A 26,690-nucleotide genomic window follows, 5' to 3' on the forward strand; every position below is an offset into this window, starting at 1 on the left:
AACAACCAATCATAAATTGGATATCACTGGCACAGAGCGATTCATGTTGCCGGCAATAATTGTTGAGTGATCAGGAACAGATGGATTCCGGTGGTGGGTTATTCAGGCTGGTAATGGGCCATTGATAAATAAATAAAGAATAGGCAGCGTTGATATTGGAATTTGATACCGTTGGAAAATGTTGCGAAAAAGCAGTAATAAAATCAGTCTGGAGGAATTTAAATAAGTTAATGGAGTTGTTTCCCGGCGCTGGATTTTGTGGTGCGGAATCATCTTTTCCAAGATAACTTCGGAGACTGCTTATCAATGCGGCTTCCTTTTCATCCTGAATACAAGTAACTATAATCTTGTCGCCGGAAGTAACTTCATTTACAATGTCATAGCGTTCACCTTCATAAACAAATTCATGAGTTTCAACTTTCATGTTTTCGAATTGGTCTGCCGGGAATGTTAACACTGCATAGTGATCATCAACTAAGCCTGAACGGATCAGTGCATTCATTTCTTTTTTAATCCGCAATTCATTGAAAGTAAAAAGCAGGTAATATCCTGCCGCGTAAAACAGCAGCATCAATAGTGATGAGAGGAAGGCGAGGGTTTTCAAATTTTCAGTAGCGGTCAAATTTAACAGATAATTGTAATACTTATGAAAGGAGTAAAAAAACGTTATCACAATCAAAGCACATTCAGCAACTGCTCCTTAATCTTCTCCAATTCATCCTTCATCTGCACCACCAACTTTTGAATAGTAGCATGATTCGCCTTTGAACCAAGCGTATTGATTTCACGACCCATTTCCTGCGAGATGAAATTCAATTTTCTTCCGTTGGAATCATTTTCAACCAACACTTTTAAAAAATAATCGCAATGACTTCTCAGCCGCACTTTCTCTTCTGAAAAATCCATGCGCTCTAAATAATAAATCAGCTCCTGCTCAAAACGGTTGCGGTCATATTCTTCTGAAGAAACTAACTCGGACAACTGATTGCGCAGCTTTGTCTGAATGATGGTGATGCGTTCTTTCTCATGTGTTTCCACCTGCTCAAGCAGCGCAAGAATGGAGGTGATATTTCCGTTAAATATTTTTTCCAGTCCGGCGCCATCCTTGATCCGGAACTGTCGTAAATCTTCCACTGCCTCACGAAGTATTTGCAACATCGGCGAAAGTTCTTCTTCTGTATGGTTATTTTTTTCAGAACCAATCACATCCGGAAACTGCATCACCATTTCCAGCAGGTTCTTTTTGCCGGTCCTGAGTTCTTTCGAAAGTGATTTCAACTCTTCGTAATAGCGTTTTGCAAGTTCTTTATTAATCGAAATGTTTTTCTCATCACTGCCTGCCTCAATGGAAATGAAGAGATCAATTTTGCCACGTTGCAGTTTTTCAGTGATCAGGCTGCGCACTTCAATCTCTTTGTCTTTGAAGGAGAACGGTAACCGGAGATTGAGATCCAGAAACTTGCTGTTCAGTGATCGAATTTCCGCTTTAATGGTTTTGCCGTTTTGAGAAAGCTCCGCTTTCCCGTAGCCGGTCATAGATTGAATCATGTGTTGGATGGATTGATCAGATTATTAAATGAAGAATGAAAGTATTAGGAGGTAGTATTTTGTTATTTCGCGATAGTATCTTCTTTTATGTTTTTACTGAATGAATTTTTTGCACTCACAAAATAAACGCCTGCGAAAATCAATATCGTGGCGATGATTTTTATAAGTGGGTATTCATCCCTGTTCAGCAAAAGCGCAAAGATGGTGGCAAGTGCGGGTTGAAGGTAGATATATATACCGACTACCGAAGGTGTAGCATGCACCATCGCCATGGTATTCAGCAGATAAGCAAAGAACGTGGTAAAAATGACGATGAAGGTAAGTTCTCCCCACAACAAGGGCGTGAATGGATACCAGTCAATCATCGCGAATTCATGCCAGCCGACAGGCAATACGAATAACCAACCGAATAAAAATACCCACATGATAACAGTAACAGGATGGTATTTTTTCATCAACGGCTTTACGATCACCAGATAAACCGCGTAGGATGCTGCATTGATGAGCACCAGTATGTCACCTGTAGTTTGTCCGGAACCAAGTGTGAGTTCTTTTCCTGAAATAATGACCAGTACAGCGCCAGTTGCTCCAAGTAGCACACCAATTACTTTTAACCAGGTGATTTTTTCATCGTGAAAAATTCCTGAAAGTAACAGGATCAGAATCGGAGTGGTGGTCATCATCAATGACGCGTTGATAGGTGTGGTGATGCTCAGTCCTTTGAAAAAAAGCAATTGATTGATCGCAACACCGAATAATCCGCAAAGTATGAGTAGTGGAATATCAGCACGTTTTATTTTTTCCCTGATAATGGTCAGTTGAATAATAGAAAAAAGCGTCAATGCCACAGTCACCCGAATCACAATCGCACCAAAGGGTTGAATAAAATGGGGCACCACGTCTTTGGCAATGGTGAAACTTAATGCATAGATCAGGTTGGCGATAAAAAGATAGATGTGAGTGCTGTATCTGTAATTCATAGCTGAATGGCAAAGCTATAGGCTTAATTTTAAATTTATTCTGTTTGGAAACAACATAATGTGAAACCAACAATCGTGAACAACGTATTAACCTCAAATTGAAATCATGAAATCCTTAACGCTCGCTTTTATATTGCTTTGTGTAACTACTGTTTCACAAGCGCAAAATTATTACGTCGCCACAACCGGTAATAATACAAACAACGGTTCATTAACTGCGCCCTGGAAAACCATTCAAAAAGCAGTAAGCACTGTCGCAGCCGGCAGTACCATTAATGTAAGAGGTGGAACTTACAAAGAGAAGATAGATTTTACGAAATCAGGAAATGCAACAGCGGGATTTATAACTGTTCAGAATTATAACGGAGAACATGTGATAGTAGATGCAGCAGGTGTTTCAGGGAACGGCGACAATGTTTTTAATCTCTACAACAAAAATTACGTCCGCATCAAAGGGTTGGAAATACAAAATGCAACTGTGCCCGATAATCATGATGGTGCAGGAGTGTTTATAGAAGGCAATGCAGATCATATCGAAGTGCTGAATTGCAAAATCCACGACATCACCGGCGACAATGCAATGGGCATCACAGTGTATGGCAGCCATAAAACGAAAGCGGTTCAAAACCTGGTTATTGACGGTAATGAAATTTATGATTGCGAACCGGCGCACAGCGAGGCACTCACGCTAAATGGAAATGTACGGTTGTTTCAAATCACCAATAACATTGTGCATGATGTAAATAACATTGGTATTGATATGATTGGCGGAGAAGGAACTTGTCCCAAAGCCTCCAATGACAATGCGCGCAACGGAATTTGTTCCGGCAATACAGTTTACAATGCAAGAGCGATTTATGGTGGTGGTTATGCAGCCGGCATTTATGTGGATGGTGGTGATACGATCATTATCGAAAGAAACATTGTTCACGATTGTGATTTGGGAATGGAAATCGGTTGTGAAAACAAAGGCAAGACTGCTACCAACAACATCATTCGTGATAACATGCTCTACAACAACGACAAGCGCGGACTCAGCTTTGGAGGTTATGACTATCCTTCAACGGGAAAGGTGCAGCATTGCAAATTCTACAATAACACCTGTTACAAGAATGATGTGTTGCACGACGGTGCCGGCGAGTTGTACATTGAGTATGCTTTAAATTGTGAAGTGAAGAACAACCTGTTTTACTGCGGTGATCAGAATTTGCTGCTGAATTGCCTGCAGGGAAATGCGGATGGCAATATATTTAATTACAACCTCTACTATTCTGAACTGCCAGGCAACAACCATTTCGATTATGATGGATCACAGTACAATTCATTCAGCAGTTATAAGAGTGCCACGGCACAAGATGCAAATTCACTTTTTATGAATCCTTTGCTGAACAATCCGGCAGTAAATAATTTTCACCTCACAGCTTCTTCGCCTGGTAAAAATGCAGGTGATCCTGTTTTCCTGCCTGCTACGGGTGAATTGGATTATTATGGAGGTAACAGGTATCTCAATAATCGAATTGACATCGGAGCCGATGAGTATGATCCTTCAGAACGTTTATCAGAACAGGTAATGAATACCTTTGATCTGAAAGTCTATCCGGCAATTGTGCATGAAAGCATCACAGTGTCATTCATATTACATCAGGATGAAGAAGTGCTGATCACGCTCACCGACTTATCAGGAAAAATCATGAAGTTATTGCTTGATCAGGAATTGTCTGAAGGCAGCTATCAATATCAATTTGAAGTAAACGACTTTATTCCCGGTATTTATTTTATACAGGTTAATTCAAACCAAAATTCTGCCGTAACCAGAATCGTGATTGCCAGATGAAAAGGTATAAGAGAGAATCAACCAACTAAAGGAGTGTTCTAACAGGTATTCAAAATACTGTGATTGTTTATTAATTGGACTATTCTCCGGCTTTGCCGAAACCATGTATCAATTTAACCATGCAGCCATTCCACCTTTGCAAAAACAGTAGGAGCTCAATGGAAATAGACCTTGCGCAATTTCGCACCGATGGTCGACTAAAAATCCGTCCCCATCGAAAACATCCACATCACTTTTTGTCGGGCTCCGCTGTCAATGCCTTGTGCACAATCCACACGCAGAAAATAACCGAGAATGGTTGTTCGCGCGCCTCCGCCATAACCTACCACAACAGGCTCACGGAAATAATTTACATGTACCGTAACGGGTCCTTGTGTGATATTGCTCGAGTTGAAAGGATTGTTCTCATCATAGGGTGAAATTCCCTGCCATGCAGTTCCCGCATCAGCAAAAGCCACGAGTTGAAAATTACGAACCAGCTCTGACCTGATAGGAGTAGTGATGAAGAAGGAGAAAACCGGAAACCGGATTTCTGTATTGGCCAGCGCATAGGAATTTCCGTTGCGTATATTTTGAGGAAAGCCGCGAACATTAACTGCCAGCGTCTGAAATGCATAGCCCGCACTTCCATCCACAGGTGTTTCAGTGCTGAACTTAGGATCAAACCAATTGTCCACTCCGCCCATGTAATACACTACTTTCTGATCGCCCCAGGAAGTAGCGCCATTCAATCGTGTTGCCCAAATGAGATTACGGGTAATTTTTTTGTAGTAACGGAAATCAGCGCCAGCAGCAAAAAGGTAGGTGTTCTTCTGATCAATTTGCCTTTGCGCATCCACATAAAATTTATACCGCAATCCATCATATATGTTGGTTTGAATCTTCAGCGTATTGTCGAATACATATTCCAGCCGCATCACCGCCCAGTGTTGTGTGTACTGTGCAAGTCCCAGGCTGAAACTATCGGTTGCTAAATAGTTGATGCGTTCGTTTCGGTAAGAAGTGCTGAGTCGCAAACTTCTGTTATAATCAATCGGATAGCGAAGCGTGAAGTCAGCAAGGTAAGTGCGTTGTTTCGCATTCACAGGCAGATACCATTGCGGATTGGCATCGTAGGCAACTGTTTTTGAACGGCGGTAAGCAGTGTACCGTTTGTCGAGCCTGTGTTTCAGGTCTTCAAACATCAGGTAATATTCTGTACCATCAAAAGAAGTTGGAAAACGAAAGCCACCTGTAATACGATAATCTTCCATCAGGTCAGAAATGCCTACACGCAACAATGCACCAAGGTTTGGATTATCAAACTGACCACCATTGCCGTTAAAAGGTTGATAACGGGTAATGATCAAACTGTTATCAAGCTGTGTAACAACCTGGCTGGTTGAAAATTTTACGTTGTACGGAAGAATCTTTGAATACCTGAAAGCAGGTTGCTTTTTATTGGAAGAATTGACAACGGAAGTATCAAAAATTTTTCGTGTTGTTGAAATAGAAAACTCGCTTTGAAAAAAATAACTGTTTTGTACAGATTTCGTGCTGGTGTCAGCACGGGTGGAATCGCTGAATAACTTCAGTGAATCAGGCATTCTTTGTATTTCCGGCAACTTTGGTTTTTCAGGAATAACAACAGGAATGGTAACGGTAGGCTCCATCTTTCTCAGCAATTGGTTGGCATACGCGGTATTTGTCAGCACCGGCAAAGTGGCTCGATCCACTTCTTTAGGAATTTTCACAAGAGAAAATTCATAGCGGCCATTGTTTTTTAATACCTGTGCAATTTTGCCTGCTCTGGTAGCAACGTCTTGCTCGAGTATGCTTTTTGAATAATTGGTTTGAGGAAATGACCGTACCGTATCTCTGTAAACGGGAACCTGTTGCGTAGAATCCAAATGCAGTTTCCCGGAAGTAATAACGGAATCAATATTATACGCGGGATTTACAACGGTAGAATCTTTAAAGTAATAATATTGATCGTAGTGATCGAAAAGGCTGTCGATATAAGCGATGTAACGGTTCGAAATTCCATTCTCATCGCTGAGGTAAGAAAAATAATCTGTATTGAACAACGAAGGGTTATTTTCATTCGCTGCAGGCGTGTGATTAACCCGGACGAGCTCTTTCGATTTGGTTTTTGTGTTGTAGAAAAACAGGTCGTAATTTTTTATGGCGCGTATCGTATCCATAAACCGTGTTCGCAAAGTATCATCCTGCCGGTTCGATGAAAAAACAATTCCCTGCCGCGTTGGCAACTTGATATAATGTGGATTCAGGTCATCATAAAAATCATTGGTGATCTGTTCGAATTTTGAAGAACGTGTATTCAAAGTGAATATATCAGATTGCCCACGGTTAATGGCCGACAAAACCAGTGTGTTTGCATCGCTGAAACTGATCGAAAGCACCTTCTGAAAATTCGCGATGTATCGTTTGTCTTTTTTCTTTTCTTCCAGATCATACATGATCAGGCCCACTTTACTTCGCTTTTCATATACTATGGCTAATTTTTTCCCGGTAGGATCAAAAGCCAAAACAGGTTGTGTATAATCAATGGGCTGCGTGATATTTTTGAAACCACCTTTAAAAAGCGTTTTGGTTTTTTCTGATTTTAAATCCTTCAGACATACTTTGTATTTCCCAAGATCATTTCGCACAAAAGCTACATTGGAAGCATCATTAGTCACATGCAACTGATTAAATACAAAGCCACGCCGTTCCCTTTTTTGAATCACGTCTTTCTCAGATGGAAATTCTTTGCCAGCCAGTTCCTGCTTGTAAAGCGCATCATAATACAGATAGAATTCTTCCAGGAAATCCTTTACCGATTTGCCAAGCACAAAGCTGAATCCGCTTTCCATGCTCCTGTTAATACGCGTCAGGTATAACAGGTTAGGAATGGTTGCTTCACCATACTTCTCGGCGATATAATGCCAGACAGCATGCCCTGCAAAACGTGCATCGGTGCCGCTGAGCCTGTTCATCTTTTTATACTGCTCACTTAAAATGCCATCGCGTAATTTATTGTCAAGGTCAGTATTCCATGACTGACCAATGTATGAAGTGAGACCGTCTTTAAACCAGGGAGGTAATTTCAGCAATACTGCATTCTGTACTACTTCCTGTATACTTCCGCCGAACATCATGTTTTGCAGAAAAATGCTGGCAATACCTTCCCTGATCTGCTCCCGCAGGTGCTGATGATTGCCATCGAAATACACAAACATTTTATTGCCGAGAATCTTGGTGGTGCCGCCCGTATTGTTAAGATCTGCACCATAACCTATATTGGATTGCTTAAGGTCAGAAAGATTGTTGTAAACAAGAATGTCAACACGGTCATTCAATTTGTATTCTGTCTTATTCTCTATGTCGGTCAGTTCTTTTTCAGCATCTAGAATGGTGAATTTTCCCACATCTTGTCCGCCGAGATAGAAGTACACCATGAAATGCTCCGTTTGATAAAAAGACCAAACAAAATCTTTGTATTGAACTCGGTTTTGTCCGAAATCACCATCCGTAGTTTGTGCAACTGTTGAATAACCGGTGCACCACAGCAGCATCAATAAAATATATTTGCAACTCTTGCTCACAGCTTCTTACTTTATTTTCAAAAATACATTAGAAAAACAATCGCGGTCACATGATTTCGAAAAATGAAATGATGTATAAAAGCATCGTTAGCTATCTTCGGGCATTCATGAAGCAAACGCGATAACACATTCAGCTCATTTCGAGCGTTCAAATTAATCAATTTACCCGAATACAATGATTCACATTCAGCATTTTGTCTTTAACGATTTTATGGAGAATACTTACATCCTTTGGGATGAAACCAGATCCTGTGTGATCATCGACCCAGGTTGTAACTCGCCGGCCGAGCGAAATGACCTGCTGCAATTTATAAAGGGAAATGATCTTGAACCGGTGCTGTTATTGAATACGCATTGCCACATCGATCATGTGCTGGGAAACAAATGGGTGAAGGAAACTTTTAAGGTTGACTTTCTCATGCATAAAAAGGAAGAAGTGGTTTTGCAAACATTGGAGAGTGTTGGAAAGATGTATGGCGTTTTTGTGGAAGCATCACCTGCTCCTGACCGGTATGTAGAAGCTGGTGAGAAGGTAATCTTTGGCAATTCCTCGCTCAGTGTCTTTTTTACGCCCGGCCATTCACCCGGAAGTATTTCATTTTATAGTGAAACAGATAAATTGATGATCAGCGGAGATGTTTTGTTTCAATCGGGTATCGGCCGGACAGACTTGCCCGGCGGAAGTTACCAGCAACTGATGCAGAGTATCTTCGATAACCTGATGACCTTGCCGGAAGATACAATTGTTTACAGCGGACATGGTCCGGCTACCACTATTGGTGAGGAAAAAAGAAATAATCCGTTTGTGCTGGAATATGCAGCAACTATCAAATGAAGCTTACCATAATTTGAATATAGGTCCATCACCGATGGAAAGCTTCACACCAAACCGATGTGGAGCCGGGGAGTTTATAAAATGTGTTTTTTTGGATCAGCCAGGCAAAAGATCACAAAGCAAAACGGAGTATTCACTTTGCGTGCTTAGCGCCTTTGCGCGAAAATGGAAGCTAATAACGGTTTTGATTTTGACTAAGAAACAGGATCAGCTAATTTGCTTTGCAGGTAGTTGTGCAACCAGTTGTGGTTAACGGTTACCTGATTTCATATCAAATAAATTTAAGGAATCACAAACTCCACCTCTTTGAATCCGAATACTTCGTGATGGTCGTTCAGTTGAAGAATTAATTTTCCTTCTGCTGTTAAACCAACAATCTTCGCGTTAAATCTTTCGCCATTCGTGCGAAACACGCTTTCTTCTTCTACCTTGTATAATTGTTTCATATAGTCTTTCTGAAGCTGTTCAATCCTGTTGCTTTTCAGTTGCATATAACGTGATTCAACTTTTTCACATAACAACATCAATACTTTTCTCAGCTCCAGCGTTTCTCCTGCTATCATCGAAAGTGAGGTAACATGCTTCACGTGTTCAGAAAATTTTTGCTGATTTACATTCAACCCGATACCAATCACCGCATGTTGCAATTGGTTTCCCTGGATTGAATTTTCAATCAGTATTCCGCCCACTTTTTTATCAGCATAAAAAATATCGTTCGGCCATTTGATTTTAACGCCTTCAGTGTAAGTTGCCTCACTAACTGTTTCCGCGACAGCCAGTGAAATGGCCTGGTTCAGAAAAAACTGACTCTTTGGAAGCAGGAACAAGGGTTTCAGCACAATGCTGACTAACAGATTTTGGCCGGATGCACTCTCCCAGCTATTGCCCGCATATCCCTTTCCACCGGTTTGAAAACCCGCACTGATCACCGTGCCTTCATATACATTTTCTTTTGCAAGCAGTTCCTGCGCATACTTATTTGTTGATTCCAATGATTCAACTTCGATGAGCACTTTACCTGTAAAGACAGTGGCCGGCATGTGTGATTGACTAGATTTTTTTAGTTTTGCCCAAATTTAAATACGCTATCAAAACCCTGAAAGTAAAGAAAAAAGCTCCTGCCAGGAAAAAGAAGCAGCTATCCAATGTTGCTGTCATCATTGAAAGTATCCTTGAAAAAAAGGGAGAGCACCTTGTGAGCATTGATCTAAGGAAGATACAGGACGCGGTATGCGATTATTTTATTGTCTGTGATGCCCCTTCCACCACACAGGTGAAAGCAATTGCTGATAACGTGATGCATCAGACTGAAACAAAAATCGGCGAAAAACCCTGGCACCACGAAGGACTGCAGCATGCGGAATGGGTGCTCCTCGATTATGTGGATGTTGTAGTACATATTTTTATAACACCGCAACGGAAGTTTTATCAACTGGATGAATTGTGGAGCGATGGCGTGATTGAGGAACATAATGACTAAATTTGTGTTGTGCTATCTGAATTTAACAAAGGATACATTTCCCGGACTCAATTCGTTAATGCAGTTCATCATCTAATCAGTTTTTTCACTAAATAAGTTATTGAGTCGAATCAGGATTAACCGGAATATTTGGTTTGATAATTGGTTAATCGCGCCAGTATAAAATTTTACACTTCATGGTACGTCAATTAATGCATTCATAAAAAAATAGCGAGGAATGGAAGATAATAATCAGGAAAAAAGAAAATTACCGAAGATAGTACCTCCCAATGGCCCTAAATTCAACATCTATTGGGTCTATGGTATTATTGCCATTATTTTGATCGGACTGCAGTTTTTTCCGTTTACAAAAGCTTCAAAGCTGATAAGCTTTGAAGAAATAAATCAGGATATGCTTCAGTCGGAAGATGTACAGAAATTAGTGGTTGTGAATAAAGAGTATGTTGAAGTGTACATCAAGCCCGACAAACTGCAACAGGAAAAGTATAAGGAAGTGGCCACGACCAACTTCAATACCGTTAACCCCGGACCTCATTACCGGTTTAAGATTCTGAGCGTAGATGATTTCACACGAAAACTGAGTGATGCTGAAGCAAGAATCAAAGAAAAAAATCCTGCATTCCAACCCATTGAAGTATATCCGGAAAACAGAACCGATTGGTTCAATGCATTAGGTTGGTTATTGCCTATATTATTGTTAGTGGCAATCTGGTTATTCATCATGCGCCGTGTTACCGGCGGTGTTGGTGGGCCAGGTGGTCAGATCTTTAACTTCGGAAAATCAAAAGCCACTTTGTTTGATAAAGGCACTAAGGTAAACATCACGTTTTCCGATGTGGCAGGTCTTGACGAAGCCAAGTCAGAGGTGATGGAAATTGTGGATTTTCTGAAGAACCCTAAAAAGTATACAGCACTGGGTGGTAAAATTCCCAAAGGCGCACTATTAATCGGTCCTCCCGGAACCGGTAAAACATTGATCGCAAAAGCAGTAGCCGGTGAAGCACAGGTTCCTTTCTTTTCCATCTCCGGTTCTGACTTTGTAGAATTGTTTGTGGGAATTGGTGCCTCCCGTGTTCGTGACCTGTTTAAGCAAGCCCGTGAAAAAGCACCTTGTATCATTTTTATAGATGAAATTGATGCAATAGGACGTGCGCGTGGCAGAAATGTTATGCAGGGTGGAAATGATGAACGTGAAAACACTTTGAACCAGCTTTTGGTGGAAATGGATGGTTTTGGAACTGATTCAGGAGTTATTATTCTCGCGGCTACCAATAGACCTGATGTCCTGGACAGCGCTTTGTTGCGACCAGGTCGTTTCGACCGGCAGATTTCAATTGATAAGCCTGATCTGGTAGGGCGTGAGCAAATATTCAAAGTGCATTCGAAGAATATTAAAGTGCAGAAAGATCTGGACATGAAAAAGCTCGCTGCACAAACACCAGGTTTTGCAGGCGCAGATATCGCCAATGTATGTAATGAAGCGGCGCTGATTGCTGCACGCAAAGGCAAGAAAGAAGTGGACATGAGTGATTTTCAGGATGCAATTGATCGTGTAATCGGCGGACTGGAGAAGAAAAATAAAATCATTTCACAGGATGAAAAGCGCATTGTCGCTTATCATGAAGCAGGTCATGCAATCTGCGGATGGTTTCTCGAACATGCTGACCCTTTGGTAAAAGTTTCTATCATTCCGCGTGGTGTTGCTGCACTAGGGTATGCCCAATACATGCCGAAGGAGCAGTTTTTATATACCACTGAGCAATTGTTCGACAGTATCTGCATGACGTTGGGCGGAAGAGTGGCAGAAGACCTGATCTTCGGTAAGATCTCAACCGGTGCACAAAATGATCTCGAACGAATCACAAAGTTGAGTTATGCCATGGTTACTATTTATGGCATGAATGATAAAATAGGGAACCTTTCCTATTATGATCCTCAGAATGAATATGGATTTCAAAAGCCCTATTCTGATGAAACAGCGAAGATGATTGATGAGGAAGTACGTGCGTTGGTTGATAAAGCGTACATACACACCAAAAAATTGCTTACTGAAAAACAGCCTGAACTGGAAATTCTAGCGCAGGAATTATTAAAGAAGGAAATTCTGTTTCAGCAGGATCTCGAGCGGCTTATTGGTAAACGTCCTTTTGAAGTAAAACACATTGCTGAACTGGAGTCCCCCACAGCAGAGCAGGAACCGGAAGTTGCAGAAGTAGTGGTTGCTGAAAAGAAGGAAGAAATCCTGATCGAAAAACCGGGACACATTCAGCCCAGAATTGCATAAATGGCAGGCATGGAACCAACATCGAAAGAACGAATTCTAAAAAACATTCGCAAAGGTTTGATACATGCAACTGATCAGCCGTTTCCAAATCTGGAAACGGCTGCTGTTGTTTTCCCCCCTGCCCCTGACACACTTGACATTGTTTTCGCCGAACAGTTTACCAAAATACAAGGCAATTTTATTTATTGCGAAAACGAAAAGGATTTTATTGACCATTTGAGTGCGCTTGCAGAAGAAAAACAGTGGAATAATATTTTTGCCTGGGAATATTATCTGCAGGATTTTTTACAACAAAAAGCATTCAGGCGGTTACGTGTTGGCAACAGTCTGGAGAAAGCTGATGCTGGCATTTCGCTTTGCGAATGTCTCGTGGCGCGTACAGGAAGCATACTCGTAAGTTCCCGCCAGGCATCCGGAAGAAGTATTCCCATATTTCCGCCGGTGCATCTTGTACTGGCGTATAATTCGCAGTTGATTTATGATCTGAAAGAAGCACTTCAGTTTATTACTGAAAAGTACAATGGCAATACACCTTCCATGATATCCATTGCTACTGGCCCAAGCCGCACCGCAGATATTGAAAAAACATTGGTGCTGGGCGCACATGGACCAAAAGAAGTTTATGTATTTTTCGTCGACCAGCCCGGCGCATAATGACTGATATTTCAATCCTGAACGGCAACGTTTACTTTGCTTCTGATTTACACCTTGGCATTCCTGACCACGATTCATCATTGGAACGTGAAAAGAAATTTGTGCATTGGCTTGATAAGATTAAGTCAGATGCAGCAGCCATTTTTATTGTCGGGGATCTTTTTGATTTTTGGTTTGAATACAGACAAGTAGTACCACGCGGATATGTGCGGGTATTAGGTAAACTCGCGGAATTGCGTGATGCAGGTATCATCATCTGTTTCTTCACCGGCAACCATGACCAATGGATGAAAGATTACTTTGAAAAGGAACTGGCCATTCCCGTTTATCATGAACCGCAACACATTACTATTGCAGGAAAGAATTTCTTTATTGCGCATGGTGATGGATTGGGGCCAGGTGATCATGGGTACAAGTTTTTAAAAACAATTTTCAGGGGAAAATTCAGCAGGTTTTTATTTTCGTGGCTGCATCCTGATATCGGAGTATGGTTGGGGAGACGATGGTCAAAAAACAGCCGGCTCATCAGCGGAGAAGACCAGGCGGAATTTATGGGTGAAGACAAAGAATGGCTGGTTCAGTATGCACGAACCATATTAAAATCAGAAAGGGTGGATTATTTTATTTTTGGTCATCGTCATATTGTACTCGACTATCAGTTGTCCGGGACAAGCAGGTATATTAACCTGGGAGATTGGATCCGTTTCTTCAGTTATGCAGTATTTGACGGAAAAACGCTGGAGTTGAAATGTCTGCCACTATAAGGCAGATGCAAAAATCAGTTATTGAAATAACTGATAATCATCACTAATATCAATAATGCATTCCAGTTAATTAGGTTTCTGTTGAGCCGCATCATTTGGGTTTCCCGGTGCCATACATTCTGACTAATAGCCTGACGCTGTATTGTTTTATTACAAAAGTACGCGATCAGCAAACTGGCAAGGGGAAACAGGCCTTTCAATATTAAAACACAAAAAGTGCCTCCGCATGTAAGAATAGTATCAAGGTAAATGTAATCGTGGAAAATTCTTCCATACGCTACAAGGCACCAAAAAATAACACTCGGTACGGTGATCACAAATCCTAACACCAACCAATTACGGGGATTTGTTTTACCTGATACAGTGTCCATGTTACTGAGCTTATAAATGATATGCGATGTACGTGAATTAATTTCTAATGGCCACCTCATACTTACTAAAGAAGGCAAAGTTAGGTATAATGAGGGAAATTTGATATTTGAAAGGGAATGGTGAGTAATGAGTAGTGAGTAAAAGTCCTTAGTCCTTAGATGGTCATTAGGTCATTAGTCATTGAGTCATTAGTGCATTAACATTGCCATATCAGTTCATCGGTACATTGGCACATCAAATCATCGGCGCATCAATTTTCCAAATTTTAAACGTCCCTTCCTCCTGTTGATATCATCCTCGCCTGTAAACTTTCCTCAGTAAGAATTGTATTAACTTTACATTCTCATTTTCACCATTAAAATGCACTGCACCGCATAATGAGTGATCCGGTTAAGCATGAATGCGGCATTGCCGTAATCCGTTTATTAAAACCTCTGAGTTACTACCGTGAAAAATATGGTACGGCTTTGTATGGGCTGAACAAATTGTACCTGTTGATGGAAAAGCAGCACAACCGCGGGCAGGATGGTGCAGGCGTGGGTGCGATCAAACTCAATGCGCATCAGGGTCATCGATTCATGAGCAGGTACCGTTCCAATTCACCGCAGGCCATTGCTGAAATTTTTCAGAAAATCCATCAGAATATTGACAAGCTCACTAAGATGAATCCTGCGCTTATTGAGGATACTGAATGGATGCGCAAGAATGTGAGTTTTGTCGCGGAAATGATGTTGGGACACCTGCGATATGGAACTTATGGTAGAAATGAAATTGACAGTTGTCATCCTTTCATCAATAACCACCATTCTTCCACACGGTCTTTGATTATGGCCGGTAATTTCAACCTAACCAATATTGAAGATCTTGGTTGGAAAAAGGATGGCAGTCGTCCTGATACAGCCGTGGTGCTCGATCGTGTTACCTGGCATCTTGAAAATGAACTTACACGTGTGGCCACTGAATTGCGACAGACTGAAGTAAGCAAGGATGATTTCCGGAATCGCCTGCGTGATGGCATTGAATTCAGACAAGTGCTTGCCAATGCCGTAAAAGAATTTGACGGTGGCTACGTGCTGGCAGGTTTATCCGGTGCTGGCTATGCATTCGCTTTGCGTGATCCTTCCGGCATTCGCCCTGCATTCTATTATAAGAGTGATGAAGTAATGGTGGTGGCGAGTGAACGGCCTGCGATTCAAACCGCTTTTAATTTAACATTAGATGAGGTACATGAATTAAAACCCGGCCATGCTATTATTGCCGATCGCCAGGGAAATGTAGAGGAATTCAAATGCGCAGAGCCGAAACAAAAAATGTCGTGCAGCTTTGAGCGCATTTATTTTTCGAGAGGAAGCGATAAGGATATTTACCAGGAACGGAAAAAGCTGGGACACCTGCTTGCAACACCTGTACTTAATGCTATTGATTATGATCTCAAAAACACAGTGTTTTCTTTTATTCCGAATACAGCAGAGGTTGCGTTTTATGGATTGATGAAAGGATTGGAAGATCACCTGACGCAGTACCGTTTGGAACGCATCCTTAAAAATGATCTCAACGAAAATGAGTTGAAGGATTTATTATCACTTCGCCAGCGCGTGGAGAAAATCGCGATCAAAGATGTGAAGATGCGCACTTTCATTACGCAGGATTCTCAAAGAAATGAGCTGGTGGAACACGTGTATGATATCACCTATGGCAGCATCGTTCCCGGGCAAGATACCATTGTGGTGATTGATGATTCTATTGTACGAGGCACCACTCTCAAACGAAGCATTATCCGGATGCTGGATAGATTGGGTCCTAAAAAAATTGTGATAGTTTCTTCTGCCCCACAAATCCGCTATCCTGATTGCTATGGCATTGACATGAGCAAGATGAAAGACTTTATTGCTTTTCGTGCATTGGTTTCACTCCTGAAAAAACAAGGCAAAGATAATTTCCTCGATGAGGTGTATGAAAAATGCAGGATACAGATGAAACAGCCTTTGCATGAAATGGTGAATGAAGTAAAAGCATTGTATGATTTATATACCGACGAAGAAATTGCCGATGAAGTAAGTCAATTGGTGAAAGATGAAGCTGTGAGAGCTGAAGTACAGATCATTTTCCAAACTATTTCAGACCTTCATAAGGCCTGTCCCAACCATTTGGGCGATTGGTATTTCTCCGGCAATTATCCTACTTCAGGTGGAAATAAAGTCGTGAACCGCGCATTCATCAATTATATGGAAGGGAAAGACGTAAGGGCGTATTCCTGATAAATGGAGGTTTTGTATCAGGCTAAACCTGAGCGTGTTTTATTGTTTTACTATCTTTTTAATCACGCTACCGTTTTCCGTTTTCAATTCAGCCAGGTAAATATTATTTGGATGCCCTGAAAGATCGAAAGAGATTTCCTGTAGTCCGCTAAGCTTACCAAGGGCTTTTTCAGCGATGATTCTTCCCGTTATATCCTTAATCAGGATAACAGCGGCCTGCTCATTCATGTTAACCAAAATACTGATTAATCCATTGGAAGGATTTGGATAAAGAGAAAAGCCCGGGATGGTGGTTAAAGCAGTTTGTTCTATACCCGTGCTTGCATCGATTATAAAATTATGGTCGGAAATATCGAAAAAAACATTTCCCACCGATTGAACCATGATGCGCGCCTTGATGGTAAAGAGGTCAGGATCATTCGGGAGGGTGATTAACTCACTGCCATCATTTGAAGTGTTCGCCAGCAAAGTGACAGGGTAAGTATATCCACCATCCACCGACAAAAGAATATTCACCTGACTGCAATTGATGGGTGTCACATCAGTTGCTGAAACATCCCAGGTAACGGTATGATTCGTATTGATTCCCCAGGTATCTGCGTTGGTAGGATATGTTACTTTAAATGGTGCGCCGGTATTAATAACTGAAAGCGTAACCGGAGTATCATCATAGGTTAATCCACCTCCGTCCGGGCGATTATCGCGGACGATAAATCTGAATTTCAATGAACGGGCATAAGTTGGCAATGTCTCTCCATTTGAAATAGTACCGTTTATGATACTTGTCAATTTTGGAAAATAACGGTAGGGTACAGAGTCAGCTTTCATGCTGCGGAAACTTGGTGCATTCCCACTGGGAGTATTCATATTTGTTGCGGCTCCTTTGTCAATTTCATCCCACATATAGGATAATGAATCGCCATCTGCATCCGACCCTGATCCGGTTAACTTAAAATAGGTTTTATAGGGAATTGTAAAATTACTACCTGCGTCCGCAACAGGTAGTGTGTTTCCTGTTTCAACCAAAACCGGGCACGTAGAACCTTCAGATTCAAAGGCAAAATCACAGATTTCGTCGTAACTGCCCACATGAAAAAATGGATCGCTGTGTGCCTGCAAATCATTAGGTGAACAAATGCCGGCGTAAGCCATGATGGAAGAACCACTGCCCGGTTCAAATGCTGTTCCTGCTGAGCGATTTCCTCCGCCGCATGACCCGGTTGTTGAATTAAAAGTATGGTTCCCTCCGAATTGATGCCCCATTTCATGCGCCACATAATCCACGTCAAATGCATCGCCCGTAGGATTTGGCAAACCAGTTACACCATTTGCTTTTTGATTATTGAGGCAAACAACACCAAGTCCGGCAATACCTCCACCACCTGTGCTGAACACATGTCCAATATCATAGTTTGCACTACCTATAAGCGTATTGATATTATCCTGGTTCTGATCCAACATCACAAAACCATCATTGTTAGTGTAGGGATCGGTAGCACCAACCAGATAAATAAGCGTGTCATTATTGGCAATCAATTCGAGGCGAATTCCGAATTCGGATTCATAAATGCCGGTCACGCGATTAATAGAGGTAGTCATTCCTGATAAGGCACCACTCTTTGTACCGCCTTTAGTTGTTGCATATTCCCCTGTGCAGGCGAGAGCAAGGCGGTAAATCCTCAACTGATCTCCTGAACTGCGGTATTGAGGTGTGCTGTGTTTCTTTTCCAGTTGTATGTCTTCATCTGCTTCTCCTTTCACTTCGCAATCAAAAGCATATTCACGGTGGAGGTCTTTCTTGTTGTAAGCAATATAATAACTGGTGCTCTCATTGCTCACAGGATCAATAAATACATCACCTCGCGGCGATAAAATCATGGCATGAAAACCAAAATCAGTAACATCTATCCGGATGTGAGCACGCGGATCGGTAATTCCTGAGCCAGCATACGTCTTAATTTCCGGATACTTAGCCGCCAATTCAGGCGCCATTACCGGTGATTCATAAATTTCAAAATCATCAATTGTTCCACCCGGCATCGGAAGACTTAGCACAAGACTTTTTGTGCGCGCTGACCCGGAAAATTCTTTTGGAGCCGTCTGCAAGTGCGCACGCATGCTGCTGATATTTAATTGTAGTGTACGGTAATCAGTGGGGGTTGAATAGCGGGTACCGTAGGATTGCACCATTCCCGAATTTACATCCTGCCAAAAGGAGGCTGATTGAGCAAAAGTGTTTATAGCAGTTGAATTCAGCAATATGCATAAAGTGGCGAAAACCATCCACTGACTTTTGCGTAAAAGAAGAAATAATCTCATGTTGGTTCGGAATTATGGAATGTTATGATTGAGGTTTAAAAGCTATTATTCTCTGAGTGCGACATGATTCGGCACTCACCTTCACCATTCTTCAGCATTCATTTGAGGGTTCCGGAACTTCGATCTGACGGCCTTACTTTATTTGACTGTCCGGATAGCTACTGGAAAAGTGCTTTTAATGTAGCCTGAATTATTTAAAAAGCGCGACAAAGATAGTTTTCCACGATCACTATTACAAATAGATGTGGTTGAACAAGGAATTATTAAGCCTGATCAGAATTTGAGACCAACGTTAACAAATGCGTAATTGCCCTTGCCATCAAAATCGCCCGTGAAAAGGTTTGAAAACCCGAACGTATAACCGAGGTCAAGCGAAAAAATCAATACATCTAAGCCAGCCCCAACAGTACCATCGACACGAAATCGGTCAAAATCATCAACTGTCAACAAAAGATCATTGGGTGGAATATTAAAATCATAGGAAAGTACAGGGCCAGCAAATGCTCGTACATTCAGTATTCCATTAATAACCGGAACAAGGTTTAGTCCTCCATAAAGTGGAAGTTGAATTCTTTTAAACGAAACATCACCGGATACTTCCGGAGTTGTATCGGTCATCTGAAAGTTGGACTTCATAAGTTGATATTGCAATCCTGCCTGGCCATAAATAAGTTTGCCACTGCGGTAAAAAAATCCAGTCTGATAGCCTGAACGGGTATCAGCATTCAGTTGAGGTGAAGTAATATTTACATTGCTGAAATTAGGCCCAATATACACACCAAGACTATTGTGACGCCCGCTGCTTTGTGAGTATGCATCAGCATTGCTTAAAGCAGTAATTATCAACAAAATAAAGAAGAGTGACTTGTTCATTAAAGGTGTTGGTAGATTTGCCATTTCCAACGAGAGCCCGCTTTGCTAAAAATCATGCCATCCTCTGAAAACGGAGATCAAATTAATTATTTCCCGCGCTTGTTCTTTATAGTTTCCCACTGTTCTTTGGTCATTACACACCGGAAACCGCAATGCTCCAATCCTGTATCAGGACTGGTTTTCATACGCGCCGAAACACGGTAACTGGAGCAATAGCTGTCATTACATAGAAATGATCCTCCTCTATTCACCCGTTTCGGGATGGTGGGTTCTTCAGGATCATAACTTTCAGTTGGACCAGTTGGATTTGAAACAATAGATTTGGCAGCGCAATCTTTGTAATAATCAAAACGATACCAATCGCTGCACCATTCCCATACATTTCCGGCCATATCATACAAACCAAATCCATTTGGTGGATAGGACTTTACAGGAGCCGATAATTCATAACCATCTTCATTTGTATTCTTATCAGGAAAATGGCCGTTCCACGTATTGGCATGTTTTGCATAATCTTTATCATTACCCCAGGGATATATCTTATCAGGTAATCCGCCACGAGCGGCAAATTCCCATTCTGCTTCAGTAGGTAATCTCTTTCCCGCCCAATTACAATAGGCTACAGCATCATCCCAGGAAACCTGGATCACCGGATAATTATCCTTCCCGGCAATGGAGCTTCCTGGTCCAAGTGGCTGCTTCCAGTTGGCACCATGTACCCATACCCACCATTGACCGATATTATCCAATGGAACAGGATGATTAGGAGGATCAAAAACCAATGATCCCGGAACAAATATGGAATCAGGAGGTTTGGGTGTGTCAGGTGGCAATTGCTTTTTAATTTCTTCCCAGTCGGGCTTGATTTCCGCAGTCGTTACATAACCCGTGGCTTTCACAAAAGCGGCAAATTGAGCATTGGTAACTTCAGTAACATCGATATAGAATCCATCCACGTGAACTTTATGAACCGGGGATTCATCAGCACGCGCCTCTGAATCAGTAACTGCACCCATATTAAAATCACCACCGGCAATCCATTTCATTCCGGCAGGACCGTCGGCCGGTGCTGAGTTCACTGAATCTGATAAACTTAGCGAGTCACAGGCAGGAAGAATTGGCTGGCTAATCTTCAAGGCATTGCCGTAACAAGCTAAGCATTGTGAAAGCACCAGCATTAGTAAAGAAGAAAACATGAAATAAGTTTTTGTGGAATTCATGGTGATTATTCGAATGGCAAATGTACAAGGATTATGGGTAAAGATCAGACGGTTATCTGTTGAGTTGATTAATATTTACATGAGCAAAGTGATTCAGAAAAGGGAACTATAGAAAATATAATTTCTGAAAGGCCTGGAAGGTGGTCTCTTATTTTTTTTCTATTTTATGGTACTTTTAATCTTTACTTAGTTTCTTTTTCTTCTGTAATACAATAATTCAAACTTTTTATTTATGAGACATTTTACTTTTTTGCTGCTATTTGCATTTTGTACCTCAGTCAACTATTCGCAGGCACAATGTACTTCCAAGCATCCTAAAAAGCTTACGCTTTCAGGAGAAACAGGTTGCCAGGCAACGCTTTCATGGAAGGCGGTTAACAACAATCTGTTTTATACTGTAAAATACAAGGGGACTTCGGGGCCATGGATTGAAATCCCCACTCAAATTACAGCTACCAGCTACACATTTACAGGGCTTCAACCCAACCTGCTTTATACTTTTGCAGTGTCCTCTCATTGTTCAGAATCCTCGGCAAGTACTTATTCTAAAATAGAGCAGTCAGGTATACCATGTGGTCCGCCAACTAATATTACAGCAACCGCTATTGCATCGTCTACGTTTACTTTTTCGTGGACCAATTCCTGTGTAGCCTCTACTGTAAATCAACTACGGTATAAAAAGATTACTGCCACAAAATGGAAATATGTTTCCACCGGATCAGCTACCAGCACCACGCTTTCTTTTCAGGGAACAAATCCTGTGATGTATCAGGTGACAGCTTGTTCGGATACTACCGGCAACTGGAGCGCGCTTGATACTGTTTATCTTATCAACTCAACTACACCTTCAAAACCAAATGCTATAGTGATCCTTCTCGACGATTCAAGGTATGATACTTATAGCTGTAACGGAGCTCCGTCATTTTTTCAAACGCCTAATATTGATCGCATCGCGAACGAAGGTGTTAATTTTAAAAACTCATTTGTCATCTTTTCATTATGTAATCCGAGCAGGGCCAGCATTCTCACGGGTCTTTATGCGAATCACAATGGTGCACAGAGTAATAAGGACATGTTTTACGATTATCTGCCAACCATTTCCACCGTCATGGACCAGCAGGGATATTACACTGCCTTTATGGGCAAATACCTGAATGCCAATGATCAGGATCCTGTTCCCGCTCCGGGATGGGATTGGTGGATGGCACGTGTTGGAAGCGGTCACCAGGATGCTGATTTCAATTATAACGGTACAACTAAAAATATGGTCGGTCATGTAACTGATGTTCTGACTGATTCAACCGTCGCGCTCATCAATCGGGTGAATGAGCCTTTTCTGATTTATATCTGTTATTCTGCAACCCATAGTCCATATAAGCCGCGGACAGAAGATAAACATCTCTATGAAAATGAGGTGATGCCCATTCCAGATAATTTTGCTCCTTACGAGGTTAACTATCCCAATTTTCTAACTGAAGGAAACCTGGTGTCACCGGATTCGGCAGGATTGTCAGAGGATTACCTTGGATATTTCCAGGTGATGGCAGGAGTGGAAGAGGATCTTACGAAAATATATGACGCCTTGGAAAACAAACACATACTTGACAGCACCCTGATCATTTTCACCAGTGATAACGGGTTCTTGATGGGCGAACATTACCTGCAGGGAAAGAGAGTTCCACAGGAAGAATCTATGCGTGTCCCCATGTTTATGCGATACCCGAAATGGTTTCCTGCCGGTTCTGTCAATACCAATCAGATGGTGCTGAACATTGATATTGCGCCTACACTCTTTGATCTCGCCGGTGTTCCCGATACTATTCCGCTTGATGGATTATCCATGCATAAATTATTTACGGGTGAGAAAAACAGGAATACTTTTTATTATCAGGCAACGCTGCTGAATGATGCGGCGGTAAATTGCCGTTCAGTGAGAAGTCTGCATTACAAATACACCTATTATTACTGCGATGAGATTACAGAAGAATTTTTTGATCTTGCTAATGACCCGAAAGAAAATACCAACCTGATTAATGATGCAGCGCATCAACCACTTATTCAGATTTACAGGCAGAAGCTTGACAGTTTTAAAACTGCGCTGAATGATACGATAACGGAAGAAATCAGTGTATGCAACATTGAAAATCCTGTTCTTACCCGCTTTACAGATGATGAAGAAGAGCAGGCAGGTATTGCATTTCAGGTGTTTCCCAATCCTTCGTCCGGCACGTTTCAACTGGAAATCCCCTTGCGCAATAACCATGGATCTGTGAATGTAGCAGTCTATAACTTGTATGGAAGCGAGGTATTCAAACAGGAAAGTATTGGAGTTGAAGCAGGTAAATGGGTAACGGTTAATATTTCAAATCTTCCGGATGGTATTTACAATGTGCAAGTGGCAATTGGTCAGGATCTATTCAGTAAAAAAATCACCATTGTCCGTTAAAACAGGCAGGCAGTTTGATGCATCCGTGAATAGCTGATTAAAACTGTTTTCATTTTTAAAGGAATAAAAAGGCAAACTGAAATCACTTTCAATTTGCCTCTTTTAATTTATTGACCGATATGATAAAAGCAGGAATAGATTATTTGAAGAGTTGCATTTGCTTCGTATCAATCGCTTTTCCATCTACAAAGAGAGAATAAATGTAATTGCCGGCATCCAGTGTTGCGGATTCAAATAGTACATGTGTCTCATTGCAGGAAGTGGGGATGGCAGTGATGATTCTGCCGGTTGCAGCTTCCGAAATAACGATAGAAGCGGAAATACATCCTTTAGGAATGCGGAAAGGAATCAATGTATTATTTTCAAAGGGATTTGGAATGTTCTGACCAAGCAATGATGAAATTTTTTCATTGCTGATCGTAATCTTTGCTGCTCCATCCACCATCGTATTTCCGAAAACTGTTGTATTCAACTCATCAATCTGAACCTGCAGTTTGTTGTTCTTTTCCTTTAACAATTTAATCTCCTCGCTCAGCGCCTGAACAGCAAGCAATGCGATGCCTGAAGGATCAATAGTAGAAATAGTAGTATCATCTCCTACATCAAACAACTGATGAAAGTCCTGTGCCATTGGCCCGATATATTTTCGATCGCGGTCAACCTTGTAATTCCATTTTGTAATGTTCAGTTGATTCACTTTTTCAAGAATGTTTTGCTTATCCATTGCTTCCATGTTTTCTTTCAGACGTTTGTCACTTGCATTAGTCCAGGTGCCACCGCTTGTTAATTTTGCTGTGGTAGCAGAAAATTCGAGTATGCTGGAAGAAGAACATTCTTTCCCAATTCCAATACGCGTAATGCTTGAACCAATACGTGCAGTGCTGCTCACTGTAACATCGGCATTGTATCCGATTCCGGTGGCATTAGTTATTCCTGCAGTCACTGAACTGATTTGTGAACCTACATAAGTGTTGTTACTACCTAAGTCAGTCTCGATACCTACTCCACCGGTCAGGTAGCCGATACAGATATTTTGATTTCCGGCCACATTATGTTTTCCGGCGTAGACTCCCATAAATGTGTTGCCATAACCGGAGGTTGTATTGAAGCCACTGAAATTACCATAGAAGGTATTTGAAGAACCCGTTGCACCCATTCCGGAAGATGCCCCAACCATGGTGGAGCCTGAACCTGCACCATTGCTTAGAAACTTTGTGCCATCCAGGTAAAGAAATCCGTCCAGGTAAACATCGCGCCATTTATTGGATGCAGAACCCAGATCAGTTGTTGCCGACGAGGCGGGGAATAAGCTGAGGTTGATTGCAGTAGGCGAAGTGAGATTGGAAAGCGTAGTGTTGGCATTTTGGGCATTCGACTGTGTTCCACGTAAAATGAAGATTGCCAACAGAATTACAAGGGCGCTGTTCAGTTTTGATTTCATGTTTTTTTGGTTTTTGGTGATGAATATTTCGGGTGCAAATAAAGCGGTAGTAAAAACCGAAGTCAATCCCATAAAAGTGGCAGATGGTGAATGAGGGGCGGTATGACTGGTTCGCGATTGGTAAAGTGATTTCTATGAAGCGGTCTTATAATCAATTGCATTGCCTCAAAGAAAAACTTAGGCGTATTAATTTTGCCGGCCTTGCACATTTGCGAGAAAATGAATTTTATGAAAGCGTTGTTTTGAAGGCGTAACCTAAACTGCTTGATTGCGGGGCTGAACATTTTATCAGGTTTTTTCACTTGTTTTAACCTCGATTTTGATCAAATGAATTTAGAGGACGACATGCAGTTTGAACATTGACAATTGCTATCAGCGAACACTTATAAATGAAGCGTATAAACCTGAATGCTATCTGAATTTGAAATGATTACCGGATAATAAATCAAGACCTGAGTCATAGAACCATTTAAACGCTAAACAACATATACCTTTCAATAAAATAAACCCTTCAAACCCTGTCAGTCTTGTACCAAACACCTTTCCACTCTAAACCACTTTCATCATTTACTTTTCTTGTAACAGGCGGCGCCGGATTTATCGGTTCTCACCTCGTAGAGTATTTATTGAAATATGGGGCCGGAAAAGTGCGCGTGCTGGATAACCTGTTGACAGGCGACAAAGACAATGTTGCAATCTTTCAAAAGCATGCAGATTACGAATTTTTGGAAGGTGACATTCGTGAACTTAAAGATTGCATGCAAGCCTGCGAAGGAATTGATTTTGTACTGCATGAAGCGGCGCTCGGTTCTGTACAACGATCTATTCTTGACCCGGTGACCACCAATCATATCAATGCAGGTGGATTTTTGAATATGCTGTGGGCAGCTAAAGAAAAAAAAGTGAAACGCCTGGTATATGCGTCATCATCTTCGGTATATGGAGATCATCCCGGATTGCCGAAAACAGAAGACAAGATTGGAAAACCATTATCACCTTATGCCGTTTCTAAATATTCAAATGAGTTATACGCTGGCGTATTCAGCGACAATTTTGAAATGGAGTTAATAGGGTTACGCTATTTTAATGTATTCGGACCGCGTCAAAATCCTGAGGGTCCGTATGCTGCCGTAATTCCTGCTTTTATCCGCGACATCAAAAAAAATAAACCACCCGTCATTAATGGTGATGGTTCAAACAGCAGGGATTTTACTTTTATAGAAAATGCGGTTCAGGCCAATATCAAAGCATTGTTCGTTGAAAATTCAATGGCATTGAATGAAGTATATAACGTGGCAGTTGGTGAGCAATACACAGTGAAACAACTTTTCGATGCCATTTGTAAATGCCTTGGAAGAGAGCTTACCCCTCAATTTGAATCACCACGCAAAGGTGATATCGCACATTCACTGGCGGATATTTCCAAAGCAAAAAAGTTGTTGGATTATCATCCGGCTATTCAATTGGAAGAAGGATTACGAATGCTTTTGAACCAATAGTGCAACCTTTTTGAATGTAAACGATGATGGATCGAATTTTTTTGCGCTGACAATTGATTTTGTGATGAGTTATCGGTTCGTTTATTTTCAATAGCATAAGTTAAATTGAAGCTGCCGTCCATATCATTCAAAATGATTTTTTTAATGTAAAAATGAAGATAGGGATAGCGAGTTTTGACGGAATGCATTTATTAAAGTTGGTTTTAATAGCTACTGTTTATAATTAAATCAGCTAAACACCCACTGAATTTTTTGCATAGTAGGAAGCAATGGTTTATTGCGGAATAATTGGTCAG

Annotated in this window: 19 protein-coding genes; 9 read left to right on the top strand and 10 right to left on the bottom strand. The window is 41.3% G+C overall.

Features of this window, described 5'->3' with window-relative positions; translation table 11 throughout:
* Positions 1–70: 70 nt before the first annotated feature.
* The 3 genes from IPO83_10575 to IPO83_10585 form a co-directional block, all read right to left on the bottom strand.
* A complete protein-coding gene (locus tag IPO83_10575; GenBank protein MBK9731710.1) occupies positions 71–604 on the bottom strand; it encodes a hypothetical protein in 534 nt (177 codons plus the stop codon).
* A 71-nt stretch (positions 605–675) separates the two neighbouring features.
* Positions 676–1,548: a YicC family protein gene (locus tag IPO83_10580; GenBank protein ID MBK9731711.1), complete on the bottom strand. Its 873-nt coding sequence runs from the start codon at positions 1,546–1,548 to the stop codon at positions 676–678.
* A gap of 62 nt (positions 1,549–1,610) precedes the next feature.
* On the bottom strand, positions 1,611–2,528 hold the full coding sequence (locus IPO83_10585) for an EamA family transporter (protein ID MBK9731712.1): 918 nt from the start codon (positions 2,526–2,528) through the stop codon (positions 1,611–1,613).
* 106 nt (positions 2,529–2,634) lie between these two features.
* Between IPO83_10585 and IPO83_10590 the strand changes: the two genes are divergently transcribed.
* Complete coding sequence (locus IPO83_10590; protein MBK9731713.1) at positions 2,635–4,362, top strand: right-handed parallel beta-helix repeat-containing protein; 1,728 nt, start codon at positions 2,635–2,637, stop codon at positions 4,360–4,362.
* A gap of 197 nt (positions 4,363–4,559) precedes the next feature.
* Here IPO83_10590 and IPO83_10595 read toward each other — a convergent pair whose 3' ends face one another.
* Positions 4,560–7,919, bottom strand: a complete 3,360-nt coding sequence (locus IPO83_10595) for a hypothetical protein (GenBank protein MBK9731714.1) — start codon at positions 7,917–7,919, stop codon at positions 4,560–4,562.
* 205 nt (positions 7,920–8,124) lie between these two features.
* On the opposite strand from IPO83_10595, the gene IPO83_10600 reads away from it, so the two are divergent.
* Positions 8,125–8,784, top strand: a complete 660-nt coding sequence (locus tag IPO83_10600) for an MBL fold metallo-hydrolase (protein MBK9731715.1) — start codon at positions 8,125–8,127, stop codon at positions 8,782–8,784.
* 281 nt (positions 8,785–9,065) lie between these two features.
* Here IPO83_10600 and IPO83_10605 read toward each other — a convergent pair whose 3' ends face one another.
* The gene (locus IPO83_10605) at positions 9,066–9,824 is read right to left on the bottom strand and encodes a biotin--[acetyl-CoA-carboxylase] ligase (GenBank protein ID MBK9731716.1); all 759 of its coding nucleotides are present in this window, start codon (positions 9,822–9,824) and stop codon (positions 9,066–9,068) included.
* Between the two features lie 56 nt (positions 9,825–9,880).
* Here IPO83_10605 and rsfS point away from each other — a divergent pair, with 56 nt between their 5' ends.
* The 4 genes from rsfS to IPO83_10625 all read left to right on the top strand — a co-directional run bounded on the left by rsfS (position 9,881) and on the right by IPO83_10625 (position 13,966).
* A complete protein-coding gene (rsfS, locus tag IPO83_10610) occupies positions 9,881–10,264 on the top strand; it encodes a ribosome silencing factor (protein ID MBK9731717.1) in 384 nt (127 codons plus the stop codon).
* Between the two features lie 217 nt (positions 10,265–10,481).
* On the top strand, positions 10,482–12,548 hold the full coding sequence (gene ftsH / locus IPO83_10615) for an ATP-dependent zinc metalloprotease FtsH (protein MBK9731718.1): 2,067 nt from the start codon (positions 10,482–10,484) through the stop codon (positions 12,546–12,548).
* Positions 12,549–12,557: 9 nt separating this feature from the next.
* On the top strand, positions 12,558–13,202 hold the full coding sequence (locus tag IPO83_10620) for a lactate utilization protein (GenBank protein MBK9731719.1): 645 nt from the start codon (positions 12,558–12,560) through the stop codon (positions 13,200–13,202).
* Positions 13,202–13,966: a UDP-2,3-diacylglucosamine diphosphatase gene (locus tag IPO83_10625; protein MBK9731720.1), complete on the top strand. Its 765-nt coding sequence runs from the start codon at positions 13,202–13,204 to the stop codon at positions 13,964–13,966. Before IPO83_10620 ends, IPO83_10625 begins: the two co-directional genes overlap by 1 nt.
* 14 nt (positions 13,967–13,980) lie before the next feature.
* Here IPO83_10625 and IPO83_10630 read toward each other — a convergent pair whose 3' ends face one another.
* Positions 13,981–14,337 carry a hypothetical protein gene (locus IPO83_10630; GenBank protein ID MBK9731721.1) on the bottom strand — a complete coding sequence of 119 codons (357 nt, stop codon included), beginning with the start codon at positions 14,335–14,337 and terminating at the stop codon, positions 13,981–13,983.
* A 378-nt stretch (positions 14,338–14,715) separates the two neighbouring features.
* Here IPO83_10630 and IPO83_10635 point away from each other — a divergent pair, with 378 nt between their 5' ends.
* Positions 14,716–16,596: an amidophosphoribosyltransferase gene (locus IPO83_10635; GenBank protein ID MBK9731722.1), complete on the top strand. Its 1,881-nt coding sequence runs from the start codon at positions 14,716–14,718 to the stop codon at positions 16,594–16,596.
* A 39-nt stretch (positions 16,597–16,635) separates the two neighbouring features.
* On the opposite strand, the gene IPO83_10640 is transcribed toward IPO83_10635, so the two are convergent.
* The 3 genes from IPO83_10640 to IPO83_10650 all read right to left on the bottom strand — a co-directional run bounded on the left by IPO83_10640 (position 16,636) and on the right by IPO83_10650 (position 21,008).
* The gene (locus IPO83_10640) at positions 16,636–18,915 is read right to left on the bottom strand and encodes a T9SS type A sorting domain-containing protein (protein ID MBK9731723.1); all 2,280 of its coding nucleotides are present in this window, start codon (positions 18,913–18,915) and stop codon (positions 16,636–16,638) included.
* 273 nt (positions 18,916–19,188) lie between these two features.
* Positions 19,189–19,788 carry an outer membrane beta-barrel protein gene (locus tag IPO83_10645; GenBank protein ID MBK9731724.1) on the bottom strand — a complete coding sequence of 200 codons (600 nt, stop codon included), beginning with the start codon at positions 19,786–19,788 and terminating at the stop codon, positions 19,189–19,191.
* An 86-nt stretch (positions 19,789–19,874) separates the two neighbouring features.
* Positions 19,875–21,008 (bottom strand): formylglycine-generating enzyme family protein, encoded by a 1,134-nt coding sequence (locus IPO83_10650; protein ID MBK9731725.1) that lies wholly within the window; start codon positions 21,006–21,008, stop codon positions 19,875–19,877.
* 232 nt (positions 21,009–21,240) lie between these two features.
* On the opposite strand from IPO83_10650, the gene IPO83_10655 reads away from it, so the two are divergent.
* Complete coding sequence (locus tag IPO83_10655) at positions 21,241–23,454, top strand: sulfatase-like hydrolase/transferase (GenBank protein ID MBK9731726.1); 2,214 nt, start codon at positions 21,241–21,243, stop codon at positions 23,452–23,454.
* 139 nt (positions 23,455–23,593) lie between these two features.
* Here the strand turns inward: IPO83_10655 and IPO83_10660 are convergent, their stop codons facing one another.
* Positions 23,594–24,895 carry a tail fiber domain-containing protein gene (locus tag IPO83_10660; protein MBK9731727.1) on the bottom strand — a complete coding sequence of 434 codons (1,302 nt, stop codon included), beginning with the start codon at positions 24,893–24,895 and terminating at the stop codon, positions 23,594–23,596.
* 527 nt (positions 24,896–25,422) lie between these two features.
* On the opposite strand from IPO83_10660, the gene IPO83_10665 reads away from it, so the two are divergent.
* Positions 25,423–26,394 carry an SDR family oxidoreductase gene (locus tag IPO83_10665; protein ID MBK9731728.1) on the top strand — a complete coding sequence of 324 codons (972 nt, stop codon included), beginning with the start codon at positions 25,423–25,425 and terminating at the stop codon, positions 26,392–26,394.
* Positions 26,395–26,690 lie beyond the last annotated feature (296 nt).

The organism is Chitinophagaceae bacterium, assembly GCA_016717285.1.
In the GTDB taxonomy this organism is placed as follows: domain Bacteria; phylum Bacteroidota; class Bacteroidia; order Chitinophagales; family UBA10324; genus JACCZZ01.